10 protein-coding genes are annotated in these 13,106 nt (G+C 63.1%); 5 read left to right on the top strand and 5 right to left on the bottom strand.

Translation table 11 applies throughout. The features are described 5' to 3' along the window. Nucleotides 1-576: 576 nt before the first annotated feature. Nucleotides 577-2,619, bottom strand: a complete 2,043-nt coding sequence (locus H8F01_RS03180) for a M13 family metallopeptidase (protein WP_187057640.1) — start codon at nt 2,617-2,619, stop codon at nt 577-579. An 88-nt stretch (nt 2,620-2,707) separates the two neighbouring features. Between H8F01_RS03180 and H8F01_RS03175 the strand changes: the two genes are divergently transcribed. Then, entirely contained in the window at nt 2,708-3,187 is a 480-nt protein-coding gene (locus H8F01_RS03175; RefSeq protein ID WP_187057639.1) for a MarR family winged helix-turn-helix transcriptional regulator, read from the top strand. Between the two features lie 123 nt (nt 3,188-3,310). Next, nucleotides 3,311-4,105, top strand: coding sequence for a TOBE domain-containing protein (locus H8F01_RS03170; RefSeq protein ID WP_187057638.1), 795 nt, complete (start codon nt 3,311-3,313; stop codon nt 4,103-4,105). Between the two features lie 20 nt (nt 4,106-4,125). Here the strand turns inward: H8F01_RS03170 and H8F01_RS03165 are convergent, their stop codons facing one another. Next, entirely contained in the window at nt 4,126-6,585 is a 2,460-nt protein-coding gene (locus tag H8F01_RS03165) for a TonB-dependent receptor (RefSeq protein WP_187057637.1), read from the bottom strand. Between the two features lie 635 nt (nt 6,586-7,220). Here H8F01_RS03165 and H8F01_RS03160 point away from each other — a divergent pair. Continuing rightward, nucleotides 7,221-8,504, top strand: coding sequence for a hypothetical protein (locus tag H8F01_RS03160; protein ID WP_187057636.1), 1,284 nt, complete (start codon nt 7,221-7,223; stop codon nt 8,502-8,504). Between the two features lie 58 nt (nt 8,505-8,562). Further along, nucleotides 8,563-9,582, top strand: a complete 1,020-nt coding sequence (locus H8F01_RS03155; protein WP_187057635.1) for a hypothetical protein — start codon at nt 8,563-8,565, stop codon at nt 9,580-9,582. A 94-nt stretch (nt 9,583-9,676) separates the two neighbouring features. Here the strand turns inward: H8F01_RS03155 and H8F01_RS03150 are convergent, their stop codons facing one another. The 3 genes from H8F01_RS03150 to H8F01_RS21935 all read right to left on the bottom strand — a co-directional run bounded on the left by H8F01_RS03150 (nt 9,677) and on the right by H8F01_RS21935 (nt 11,332). Then, nucleotides 9,677-10,243: an OmpA family protein gene (locus H8F01_RS03150; protein WP_187057634.1), complete on the bottom strand. Its 567-nt coding sequence runs from the start codon at nt 10,241-10,243 to the stop codon at nt 9,677-9,679. Nucleotides 10,244-10,738: 495 nt separating this feature from the next. Next, a complete protein-coding gene (locus H8F01_RS03145; protein WP_187057633.1) occupies nt 10,739-11,068 on the bottom strand; it encodes a hypothetical protein in 330 nt (109 codons plus the stop codon). 141 nt (nt 11,069-11,209) lie between these two features. After that, a complete protein-coding gene (locus H8F01_RS21935) occupies nt 11,210-11,332 on the bottom strand; it encodes a hypothetical protein (protein WP_274380577.1) in 123 nt (40 codons plus the stop codon). A 427-nt stretch (nt 11,333-11,759) separates the two neighbouring features. Between H8F01_RS21935 and H8F01_RS03140 the strand changes: the two genes are divergently transcribed. Continuing rightward, entirely contained in the window at nt 11,760-12,389 is a 630-nt protein-coding gene (locus H8F01_RS03140) for a flavin reductase family protein (protein ID WP_187057632.1), read from the top strand. Nucleotides 12,390-13,106 lie beyond the last annotated feature (717 nt).

Genomic DNA, 13,106 nt, shown 5'->3' with positions numbered 1-13,106 from the left:
GCGATATAGCCAAGTTGTCGAACGCTGTTGATCCCAACCAGCAGGCGGCTGGTGAACCCGAAGAGCCCCCGGATTCCGCCGTTGGCTCCATCCGGGCTACGGGGCACCTGTCAGGCTCGTAGCCCGGATGAAGCGCAGCGAGAATCCGGGAGTGGCGCTGCGATATAGCCAAGTTGTCGAACGCTGTTGATCCCAACCACCAGACGGCTTGTGGACCCCGAAGAGCCCCCGGATTCCGCCGTTGGCTCCATCCGGGCTACGGGGCGCCTGTCAGGCTCGTAGCCCGGATGAAGCGCAGCGAGAATCCGGGAGTGGCGCTGCGCTATAGCCGAATTGTCGAACGCTGTTGATCCCAACTACCAGACGGCTTGTGGACCCTGAAGAGCCCCCGGATTCCGCCGTTGGCTTCATCCGGGCTACGGGGCACCTGTCAGGCTCGTAGCCCGGATGAAGCGCAGCGAGAATCCGGGAAGGGCGCTTCGATATAGCCAAGTTGTCGAATGCTGTTGATCCCAACCAGCAGGCGGCTTGTGAACCCCGAAGAGCCACCGGATTCCGCCGTTGCCTGCATCCGGGCTACCAGAGGTGCGTGCGTTGCGCGGGTGAAAGGAACATCGCGTCACCTTCGCCGACCTTGAATGCGCGATAGAACGCATCCTGGTTCGCCACGGCGCCAAGCACGCGGTAACGATCCGGCGCATGGGTGTCGGCCAGGGCCTGGGTGATGCCCGTCGGCGTGTTGATCGGCTCGGATGCCCAGATCCGTGCAAAGCCAAGATAGAAGCGCTGGTCGCCGGTGAAGCCATCGAGGATGGGGGCCGCACGGTGCGCGAGTGCGCGCTGGTAGGCAGCGTAGGCAATCGCCAGGCCGGCATTGTCGGCGATGTTTTCGCCAATGGTGAGTTCGCCATCCAGATGGTCACCGGGTGCCACTTCGTACCGGCTGTACTGGGCGACAAGCGCGTGCGTGCGGCGTTCGAATTCGGCGCGATCTTGCGCGGTCATCCACTCCACGCGCTTGCCGAACCCGTCGTACTGGCTACCGGCGCGGTCGAAGGCATGACTCAGTTCGTGCGCGATGAAGAAGCCCAGTCCACCGTAGTTGACGGCATCATCCGCGTCCGCCTGGAAGTAGGGCGCCTGCAGCAGCGCGGCCGGCAGCACCACCTGGTTGCGGCTGACCGAGTAGTAGCCATTCACCGATTGCGGCGACATGGTCCATTCATTGCGGTCCACGGGGCGGCTCAGTTTGTCGATTTCGTATCGCGCCAGCAGTGTTCGCGCCCGCATCCAGTTGCCGACGGCATCGTCGGGATGGGTGACCAGTGACGAGTAATCGCGTATGCGATCGGGAGCGCCCATGCGTATCACCAGGTGATCGAGCTTGGACAGCGCGCCTTGCTTGCCGGTGGCGCTCAGCCAGTCGGAGGCTTCGATGCGCTGGCGGAATGCAGCGATCACGTTGTCCAGCACGGTTCGCGCACGCGCTTGAGCCTCCGCGGGAAAATGACGTTGTACGTAAAGCTGGCCGAGCGCGTCGCCCATGCTGTCCTCGAGCACGCCCATGGCGCGCAGCCAGCGCGGTCGGCTGGCCGTGGCGCCGTACACGGTGCCGCTGAAGAAGCGGTCGGCTTCTTCCCGGTAAGGTTGGGGCAGGAAGCGTGCGAGATGGTCGCTCAGGCGCAGTCGCAGGTAAGCCCGCCATACCGGTGCCGGGACTTCGGTCAGGAGCTGGCCGTAGGTGGCGACATAGTCCGGCTGACTCACGTTGAACCGATCCGTGGCGGACGGAATGCCGATGCCTTGCGCGAACCGGGAGAGGTCCAGTCCCGGCGACATCGTCGACAGCTGTGTGCGCGTGCAGCGGTGCGAGGTGGCGCCGGGCACACGCGTGGCCACCTGCGTCCATTGCGCGCTGGCCAGGCGCGTCTCCAGTGCAACGATAGCCTTGGCCATGGCGGGGGCATCCGCACGCCCGGAAAGCGTCAGCACGCGCTCGATGTGCTGCTGGTAGGCATCGCGCACCGTGGCAAGGCGAGGCTCGTTGCTCAGGTAGTAATCGCGCTCTGGCAGGCCAAGGTCGGACTGCACGAAGTCGGCGACGTATTGGCTGGGGTCTTCGTCGTCGGGATGTACCCAGGTGCCGATGCCGATATCCAGCCCTTGCGCGGAAAGCATCGCCACGGCAGCGGTGATGTCACCGGGCGTGGTCATTCGATCCAGTTGCTCGAAATAAGGGGCGAGCGGCCGCAGCCCTTCCGCATCGATGTGCGCGACATCCATGTAGCTGGTGTAGATGTCCGACAGCTTGTGTTCGTTGGGCGTGGCGCCGGGCAGTGTCGCGATGCGTTGTACATCGCTGTCCAGCGCCTGGTAGACACTGAGCTGAAGCTCGCGGCCGGCGCTCCAGCCGGGCATGTAGGCCGGGCCTTTGACTCGTTTGATCCACCCGCCCACGGCGAACTGGTAGAAGTCGTCCTGTGGCCGCACGGAGCGGTCCAGATCCATGGATGAAATACCCGAGACGGGCAGGGCGGAGGCGCAGGTGGCGGCCGCCATGGCCATGGCGGCAAGCGCGGTAGCGCGAAGCCGGGTGGAGCGGAGCAAAAGCCGGCGCATTCCCTACCCCTGTCCATTTATGTCACGCGAAACGTAACATGTGACATAAATGGGTGCAAGGCGATTCGTTTCCAGATAAATTCCCGGCATGACCGACTTCATCAACTCGCAGGGCCTGATCTTTCTTCCGCACATTCTCCGGCGGCTGGCCAACCGCTTCAGCGATGCATGCGACGAGGTATTTCCCGAGTTGGGCATCCTCGTGCCACCGCGCCTGGTATCCACCGTGCATCTGTTGTTTGAGCAGGGGCCGCAGGCGGTGACCGATATTGCCGCGGCCGTGGGCCAATCCCATCCGTTCGTCATCAAGGCGGTGAAGCAGCTTCGCGCGCTGGGACTGGTCGATACGCGCTCCGATCCCAAGGACGGTCGCCGTACCATCGTGAAACTCACGGCGAAGGGCAAAGGGCAGGCGCAACGATTGCTGGATGTACGCCCGATGTTCGAGGCCGCCTATCGCCGGCTGATGCGCGAGGCCGACGCGGAGATCTACGAGTCGCTGTGGCGCCTGGAAAGTGCATTGGGCAAGCAGGACTTTCTGGAGCGTCTTGCTGCGGAACAGGCGTAGACGGGGCGCCGTGGCCCCTGCGCTGACACCATGGCGGGCGACTACTTGACGCGAGCGCGCCTCGCCGGTTCCATACCCCCCGGATAAGCTGATTTCCCGCGATGGCCGTCTGGAACCCCGCGCATGCTGAACCTCAAAGGCAGCCTTGGACTGGAAGCAAGCGGGCGGAGCTTTGCCGGCCGTGACCGGATTGCCTTGCTTGCCAGCATTGGCGAACTGGGCTCCATTGCTGCCGCTGCCAGGGCCGTGGGCCTGAGTTACAAGGGCGCCTGGGAAGCCGTCGATGCCATGAACAATCTGGCCGATGAGCCGCTGGTCATCCGTACGGTGGGTGGACGCAGCGGCGGTGGCGCGACGCTTACCGATCGTGCGCGGCGGCTGATCGAAGTGTTTGGACACATGGAAACGCTGCACCAGCGGTTCGTCGAACAGCTGGGCGCCTTTGCTGAAAACCCGCATTCCGACATCGACCTGGTGAGGCGATTCCTGATGAAAACCAGTGCACGAAACCAGCTGGCCGGCGTGGTGGCCTCCGTCGAGGCAGGCGCCGTCAATGACGTCGTACAACTTGAGCTGCAGGGCGGACAGCGCCTGGTGGCCACCATCACGCGCGAGAGCACCCGAAGCCTGGGCCTGGCTCCCGGCAAAAGCGCATTTGCCTTGATCAAGGCTTCCTCGGTGATCATCGCCATTCCCGATGGCCCCATGCAGCTTTCGGCACGTAACCAGTTGAAGGGTGTGGTGTCGACCATCCAGAAGGGCTCCGTCAACGCGGAGGTCGGCATTCAACTGGCGGGCGGCAGCGTCATGGTGTCCGTGATCACCCTCGGCAGCCTGGAGGCACTGGGCCTGCGCGAAGGGCTGGATGTGGTGGCCATCGTCAAGGCATCGAGCATCATCCTGGGCACGCTCGATTGAGTGTGTAACCGCGCGCCAGCTCAGAAGCTGGCGCGAACGGTAACGCCGACCATGCGCGGATCGCTGGGCTGGCCAAGAATCAGGCCGGAATTGCCGGTCTGGATCGTGAGTGCCGTGATGTAGTTCCTGTCGAACAGGTTGCGCGCGAACACATCCACTTCCCAGTGATCGTTGAAGCGATAGCCCACGCTCGCGTTGGTGACCGTGTAGCCGGCGATCTCGGTGTAGATGGAGTTGGAGGTATCGCTGTTGTAGCCGCTGCGCGAACTCACGTCGGCATGAAAGAGAAATGCGCCGCTACCTGCTGGCAATGTGTAGTCCAGGCCCAGTGTTCCCGCCCATTTGGAAAGGCCGGCCAGCGGCAGCCCGGTAAGCACATAAGCGCCCGGTACGTTCGGGTTGCCGCGCGGGTTGGAGGTCTTGTTCGCGAGGGACGCCGGCGGCTTGAGTGGCTGGCAGCCACCGGCGGCATTGGTGTTCTGCCATTCGAGCGGGCACGGCCCCAGCGGATAGTCGGTGTACTTGCCATCGGCATAGGCCAGCGACGCGTGCACCACCAGACCGGTGGTGACCTGCGCCGCGAAGTCCGCCTCCAGGCCTTTGACCGTGACCTCGGGGATGTTGGCGGGATAGGTGCGCAGTGCCGCCGTCTCGACGCTGGAGCTGATGTTGGCCTGATAGTTGTCGACCACCGTGTGATACGCGGCGAGGTTCAAGGTGGCGCGGCCGTTCCACCACGACGATTTCAGGCCGGCTTCCCACGTCTTGTTCGTTTCATCCTTGATCACGGCCGTGCCGAGCGCAGGGTTGTTGGACGCGTCAAGCGGCAGGCCCGACATGTTGAGGCCGCCTGATTTGTAGCCGCGCGCGTAACTGATGTACGCCATCAACCGGTCCGTGAACTGATAGGCCAGATTGGTGCGACCGGACACGTTGCCGCCACTGTCCGATGCGGAATAACTCTGCGGACGAAACAGCGAGAGCTTCGCGTTGTCCTGCAACGTGCCCGGTGTGGTCGGCAAGCCGCCGGAGACCGTGGTGGCATAGGTGCCGTTCTTGTCTTCGTAGGTGTAGCGCAGGCCCAGCGTAGCGGTCAGGCGATCGGTGATGTGGTAATTGGCTTCGCCAAAGGCCGCGTAGCTCTTCACCTCGAAATGCGAATGGCCATATTGGCCATAGCCGTCGGCAAGGTTGTCCGGCATGCCAGGGAAATTGGTGGGGCTGATCAACCAATAGGTGGCAGCCGGGCCATAGATGCTGATCGGGCTGCCGTTGATTTCCTGGGTGAAGAAATACAAGCCGCCGACGTAACTGAAAGGCCCGTCACCGTTCGATGCGGCACGAAACTCCTGGCTGTACTGATCCTGCCGGGAGGGTATGCGCTGAACCGTCTGGATGGGTACACCGATGTAGTCGCGATCGTTGGCGACATCCCATTTCCAGTAGCGCCAGGCGGTGATCGAGGTCAGCGTGACGGCGCCGACATTCCAGTCGGCATTGAGTGACACGCCGCCATCCTGCGTGTCGACGTGCAAGGGCGCGTCGATGTCGGTAAGCCGGTCGTAGACGTTGCGGCTGGGCGGAAGGTAAGCCGGAAAGCCATGCTTGGGCAGGTTCGCGGACAGCCCTGCGAACTGACGTGCCGCACTTCGTAGACTGGTGCCCACGCGCAGATAGTTCTGCGTGCAGCAGTCGGCATCGAGGTTGGAAACGTCGGCGATCAGGCGCACGTTGATATCGTCGGCCGGCTTGTACAGCAGCTGGCCGCGCAGGGCGTAATTGTTGAGCCCGTTCTCGTCCTTGCCGGTGGTGACGTTGTGCAGCACGCCGTCACGTTCGGTGTACTGGGCGGCAAAGCGGCCGGCCACCGAATCGCTCAGCGGGCCCGACACGTTCGCCTTCGCCTGCACGTAGCCGTTCTCGGCGAGGGAGATTTCTCCGCTGCCCTCCGGCACGAAGGTGGGTTCCCGGCTGGTGATGTTGATCGCGCCCGCCGTGGTGTTCTTGCCGAACAGCGTGCCTTGCGGCCCGCGCAGCACTTCGATGCGTTCGATGTCGGTGAAATCGAAGGCCGCCGTGGCCGGGCGACCGTGATAGACGCCGTCCACATAAAAGCCCACGCCGGGCTCGATGCCATCGTTCGCCGCGCTGACCGACAACGTGTTCGAGCCCAGGCCACGTATGGTGTAGGCGGTGTTACGCGGGTTGGCGGAGTTGTAATACAGCGAGGGCACCAGCAGGCTCAGTTGCTGCGTGTTGACCGTGTACGAGCGATCCAGCCATTCACCGCTCACCACTGAAACGGCCACCGGGACCTTCTGCAACTCCTCCTCGCGCTGGCGCGCGGTCACCGTCACCTTGTCCAGCGTGGCGGCTTCGCTCTTGTCGCTGTGGGGTGCGGGTGCATCGGCCGCCGTCGCGGCGGGGGCAAGGTGGGTCAGGCAGGCAAGCAGGGCACTGAACAGGGCGGCACGACGCATAAGGGGCAAATCCTTGTGTCGAGGAAGCGTTTTCTTTCGCGCCAATGGCCTGGCGCAGCCTCTTACCTTCGCTATGTAGTCGACTATATAGCGAAGGGCCGGCTTGCGCATATTCTTGCGAGGCGCCAGGAGCGGCTGGGGTATTCCTGCGATATGGCCCCGTCGGCTGAAGGCGCGTCACGGATGTGTTGGGGGCGTCCGGCCCGAAGCGGGCGGTTCCGTCAATGGTCGAAGGGCGGGCAAATGCGCATCCACCCGATCGCCACCTTGTCGATGGTCGCCATGGTCGTTCCCGGCCTGGCGCGAGGTGCCGGCCCGTTCGCCGAAAGCGGGGGCGATGATCGGGCGGAGCCCGGCCCCTACTGTCCCGCCGCCCTTGGGCAGGTGGGACAGGTACTTTCCGGCAACCACGGAATACGACAGCAGCCGTGGTTCGTGCAGACCTGTCGTGCTGCCGATCCGTTCCGGGTTTCGTATGATCCGCCGCAAGCGTTCCCAGATCACAGCACCCAACGGGACGTCAGGAACGTTGTTGGTGGAGTTCGTTGAGGTCTGCTTTCGACCCAAAGCGCACGTCGGTCAGAGCACAACCACATAGCCTGTTTGGACAATCAGGGGCTCGGGGGGAGTCATCGATGCGTGCAAGTCTCCACGTCGGCATTCGATCCATCGCAGTCATCGCGGGCCTGTGCATCGCTTTCGCGGCGGTGAGTGGTGATATCGCTTACATCGCGGGCGGGGACGAGGGGACAGCGGCATTCAATCACAGCGCGACCAACGTTTTCATCAATGGCACTGATCTGACGCAAGCCATCCAGATAGGCAACCGGGAGTTGCTGAGCGCCCAGGACAAGGGGCGAAAGATGGCGATCAGCCAGCTGGTCGCGACTTTCTACACATTTGCTGGTCGCTACGACAAGGCAGTAGAGACGTACCCGGTGTTTTCTCGTGCAGCGTCGATCGCGACGCTGGACAAGGCGGGAATGGCGCCGCAATTCGTGGATGCCGCCACCGCGATTGCGTCCATGGCGAAGGATCGTCGTGCCGTATTCATCAACGAGAACCACGGCTCACCCATTACACGGCTCCTGCCGATCGAGTTGTTGCCCTTGCTGCGCGCAGAAGGGTTCCAGTACCTCGCACTCGAAACGCTCAACCGTGGTGCAGTATCCAACGCGCACGGCTGCGTGAACCTGGCAGATGGCGATCTATGTCAGCGCGGCTACGTACTCGACCAGGTCAAGACGGGCATCTACTCGCATGATCCCGTGTACGGTGCCTTGATTCGACGGGCACTATCGCTTGGGTTTCGCCTGGTCGCCTACGATGTTTTCGACGTCGCTGATGACAAGGCAAGAGATGCCGGGGAGGCGAAGAACCTGGCGGACATCTACAAGGATGACCCTACTGCGAAAATGCTGGTGGTGGCCGGCTTCGATCACGTCGCGAAGGAGGACACGAATATGGCCATCGTTTTCAAAAGCATCACAAAGATCGATCCGCTCAGCGTTGACCAGACCGACCTGCTCGGGCTGGCTCCTCAGCTTTGGGGCCCTCATGCAGGCGCGCCTTCCGACCACGCCGCCGTGGTCTTCATGGGTGGTCGGCCGGTTTCAACCCGCCCCGGCGCCATTGATGTGTCGATCTACAGGCCCCCGTACTCCAGTGAGCGCGACACGGCCCACTGGCTCTCGTTGGATGGATTGAGAGAACCCACGGCGGTTGCTCACCACTGCCCCGCGTATCCCTGTCTGGTGACCGCCCGACGCACGGGTGAACCAGACAGCGTCCCTGAGGATCGAATCCTGCTGGACAAGCCGAGCAAAGCACTTCTGTATCTCGCCCCTGGCAGTTATCTGCTGTCAGTCGAAGCATCGGGCCGAACATCAACGCGACCCCTGTCAGTTAGTACACATTGATCACGGCGGGCTCCGTTTTCGCCAGAATGCGGATGCCCGCTTTCGACCCAATCCCGCCATGATGGTGCGGGCCCGAGGGAGGGGCGGGTTTACCCAAGTTCGCAACAGCGAAGATCGCCATGGCGTTCCACGGGCCAGGGGCAGTCAGCCAACACACAAACGATACTCGACGATGCTCCGGGAGAACCCGGGCTTCGACGGCGGTCCTGCGATGGACGGCCGATGTCCATCAATCAGCTATGCAGGTCTTTCACAGGGGGAAGGCATGACGTCATTGTTTCGCTTCATGATCGCAGGCGTGTGTCTGTGCCTGGCTGCGTGCAGCCAGCAGGCATTGCTCGACAAGTTCACGCCGCATCCGGCGGCGGAGATCGCGCGGTCGTCGCTCGATCAACTGCGGCAAGGTGATATCGCACCCGTGAAGGCCCGGCTGGGCGATTCGCTTCAGCAGGAGCCTGGCATCGATGCGAAGCTCAAGGAAATTTCGGGGTATTTTCCCGTCGGTGCGCCGCGCACGGTGAAGCTGGTCGGTACCAACACGGTGAACGCCAACGGAGCCATGCGCTACAACCTCACCTATGAATATGAGTTCGTTGACGGATGGGTGCTGGGCAATATGGTGCTGTCCGGCGAGGGTGAAGCTATCCACATCGATGGCGTGCACGTGCAGCGAATGGCGCAGTCGCTGGAACAGCAGAATGCGTTCACGCTCAGTGACAAGGGGGTTGCCCACTGGCTTGTACTGATCGCCGGCATCGTGATTCCGGCATTCAGCCTCTATGCCTTCGTGCTTTGCCTGCGTACTCCGATTGCGCGCCGCAAATGGCTGTGGGCCGCGAGCACCCTGTTCGGTTTTGCCACGCTGCGCTTCAACTGGACCTCGGGAGCATTTGATTTCCAGCTGCTTTCGTTCCAGCTGTTCGGCGCTTCCGGCTTCAGGAATTTTTATGGTCCGCTGATCATCGGATTGTCGTTGCCGCTGGGTGCCATCTGGTTCCTGGCGTGCCGCAGTGGCTTGATGGCCAATGCGGCAGCGGCAAGGGCCGCGGAAGCGGCCGCAAGTCCGGAACACGCCTGAGCGGCGACATGCTGCCTGCTCCACGGCGAAACCGGGAGCAGGTGCACGTCGATGCATGAATCAGGCGACGGAGGCGCTACGCGCCGTCGTTGCCTTAGTGGCTGGCCGGAGCCGCGATGGTGAGTTCCACGCGGCGGTTCTGCGCCTTGCCTTCGGCGGTGTCATTGGAAGCCACCGGATTGCTTTCGCCGTAGCCATGCGCGGAGACCATGCTCGGGTTGACGCCCTGCGAAATCATGTAGTTCATGACGTCGTCGGCGCGCTTCTGCGAGAGGATCTGGTTGGTGGTGACACCCTTGCTGGCCAGTTCGGGGCCGATCGGCGTGCTGTCCGTGTAGCCGTTCACGATGACCTTGTTCTTCTGGTGCGGCGCCAGGATGGCGGCGACCTTGGCAATGCTGCTCTTGGCGCCGGCGGACATTTCCCAGCCACCCGACGGGAACAACAGCTGGTCGTTGAGCGACACCTTGATGGCGTCCTGCATGCGGGAGATGCTCATGTTCTTGGAGGAGATCTCCGAACTCATGGAGTCGTTCAGTTGCTTGTACTGAGCCTCAAGTTCGGCGTTCCTCTGCTGTGATTCGTCGTACTTCTGTTGGGATACGCAGCCTGCCATCACGAGCACCGCGGCTGCCATGCACAGCATCGCTAACTTCTTCATCGTTGTTCACCTCTCGCCAGTAGATTGTGAGGGAGCGATACCGGTCACTTGAAAGTCATGCCAGCTGTACCGGCGACCATCCCCGATGCTTGGTGAAAACAGGTCGTTGAAACGGGCAGGAAGGGGAGAACAAGGGAATGACGTAGCGCAACGACGGAAACCGACGCTGCGTGATGGATGACGGACGGCGGACATTGCGGCGCGGCTTGCAAGCCACGCCCCCGCGACCTTCATCGACGACACCCCATGCCTCCCGGCCCCTCCCGGCGAACAGATTGCCTCGCACCGGGCAGCCGGCGCGACTGCAAACCTACGGAACTCCGGTACGCGGAATTACGTAGCCGGTGAATCAGCCTTCCTGAGACGGGGCTGGGGCTTGCTCAGGGCTGAAGAAGGGAGTGGCCGGTTGCGGGCATAAACCCCGTCCCGTCGACGAGGTGCCGGCGTGTAGCGGCCGGCACCTTGCATCCGGATCAACGGAGGGTCGCGAAGGGCTCAGTGATGATCGTGGTCGTGATCGTCCGCATCCCGATCCGGCGTGAACGAGTTGCCGCGAAGCACTTCGCCAAAACCCGCACTACGCAGGGTCACGAACGTTTCCTGTGCAGCGGCCGTGGCATCGCTGCTCTTCAGCGTGTCGCGAATGGCCACGAGCTGGTTCGGCTCGGCACCCGTATCTCCGTTGCCGCTGATGGTCGAGGTGGTCGCCCAGAGGGTGACGCGTCCATCGTGGTCGAGGCGGCCCGCAAGGTTGCGCAGGCCGTCGGTGGCGGGTGACCAGGGCAGGCCAGTGGCGGCGTTGGTGCCGGTGGGATAACCGTTCACCGTATAGGCCTGGCCAAGGTTCAGGCCCGCTTGCAGGGTGTAGGCCAGCGTCCAGGTCTTGCTGCTGCTGTTGAACCCCCACTTCTGCAGGCCGGCCGTGGTCTGCGCGGCGGCGTGGGTGTACAGGTCGCTGGCGCTCGCCTAGCCGTCGCCTTCATCGGCGACGTAAAGCGTGTGGGCGTCGGCGAACCACAGCGAGAACGGATAGGCGAGTGGCTTGGCGGTTTTCGCCGGTGTGCTGGGGAAGCCGGCAAGGATGCACATAGGCTCGCCCGGGTATGAGGGAGCACGGCCACGCTGGTGCCGGGCCATGAAGGATTATTGACGGGGCTTGCTGGGGCGATTCGATCAAATGGGCGTCCATACGTCCGCTTCACGCCATGAATGGCGTTGGTCGAAAGAGCCCGCGTTGCGCGAAAACATGATCGTCCGGGAACGTCATGGCTCTGCGCGGATGCATCGTGCCAGGCGGCCGTCGTGCATCACGACGCTGGGGCTTCGGTACGGGATGACGCAGCTTCCTGCGTCGACGTGTGGCGCGCAGGCGCGCGCTGACATGGCCGACCGGCGATCGATACGCGAACCGGGTGGTGACGGGGCAGGGGGATTTACCACGGTACCTTCCATGCCTATCGAAGTGCCGACCCAGCGTGCAAACTGTCTGGCTACCCACCGAACACGTAGCGCCCGGATGGACACTTCCAACAGCGATTTCTACAGTTACAGCCCCAGCGAAGGGCATGGCCTTCCCCATGACCCGTTCAACGCGATCGTCGGGCCTCGCCCCATCGGGTGGATCTCCACGCGCAGCGCCGGCGGCATCAACAACCTGGCGCCCTACAGCTTCTTCAACGCCTTCAACTACACGCCGCCCATCCTCGGGTTCTCCAGCCAGGGTCGCAAGGACACCTTGCGCAACATCGAGGAGACCGGCGAGTTCGTGTGGAACCTGGCCACGTTGCCGCTGGCGGAGGCGATGAACCAAAGCTGCGCGATGGTGGCGCCGGAGGTGGATGAGTTCGAACTGGGGCAGCTCACCGCCGTGGCCTCGCAGCGGGTCAAGCCGCCGCGGGTGGCCGAGAGCCCGGTGAGCATGGAATGCAAGTGCTCGCAGATCGTGCAGTTGCAGGGCGCCGATGGAACGCGGGTAGAGCGGTGGCTGGTGCTGGGCGAAGTGGTGGCCGTGCATATTGCACGGCGTCTTCTGAAGAACGGCATCTACGACACCGCTGCTGGGCAACCGATTCTGCGTGGCGGTGGACCTGCCGATTATTTCCGCATCGGTGCAGAGCAACTCTTCCTCATGCGTCGTCCCGATTGACGCACCGTGCCACGTAGCCCGGATGAAGCGTAGCGGGAATCCGGGATGCACCCTGCGCGGAAGCGAAGTCGCCGGGTGCCATGCCGGAAGACCACCCGCTTGCGTGCAAGACATGGCAGACCCCTCCAGGATCGCGACCTGGGCGCCATCCACGCCTCCCGCCCATCGAGAAAACTTAACGGCGACACGTGGCGTTTTTGCGGCGCAGCGTGACAGCTTGCGGCTCCCGCTGCTTAATTTGGCCCAAGGGGATTTAGATCGATTCAGGTTGGTAGTGATCCAGGTCACATCGCATGGCGGGTGACCGGCACAACCTGAGTCGGGCGGGAGAGGCCAAGGGCGCGCCGGTCTGGCGGCGTCCTGAGGGTGGTTGCTTCCCGTCATAACGGTTCAGGGGAATGGGAGGCCGTGACATGAAAGCAGGTACCGCCCGAATTTCCGTGATGACAGACCTGCGTACCGTGGGTCTGCGCGCGTTGCTGGATGCAGTTCTCGATGGCGGGCAGGGTGGCCGGCCTGTGTTTCGTTCCCGCCTTGGCGCGGCGGTGCATGCGTCGTCGCACGGTGCGTGTGTGGAAAGTCCGCGAGCACGTCGAGGGCATCACTCACCCGCAGGCAAGGCCATCCGCGCCGTCTTTCCGATGGACGGCCAGCACCGCAACGCGTGCTTAGGCACGTCTGATTCCATCCATCGATCCGCCTTGGTCTGCCAGGGAG

It is taken from the genome of Dyella telluris, assembly GCF_014297575.1.
GTDB lineage: Bacteria > Pseudomonadota > Gammaproteobacteria > Xanthomonadales > Rhodanobacteraceae > Dyella > Dyella telluris.
This window is presented reverse-complemented; position numbering and strand designations above follow the sequence as displayed.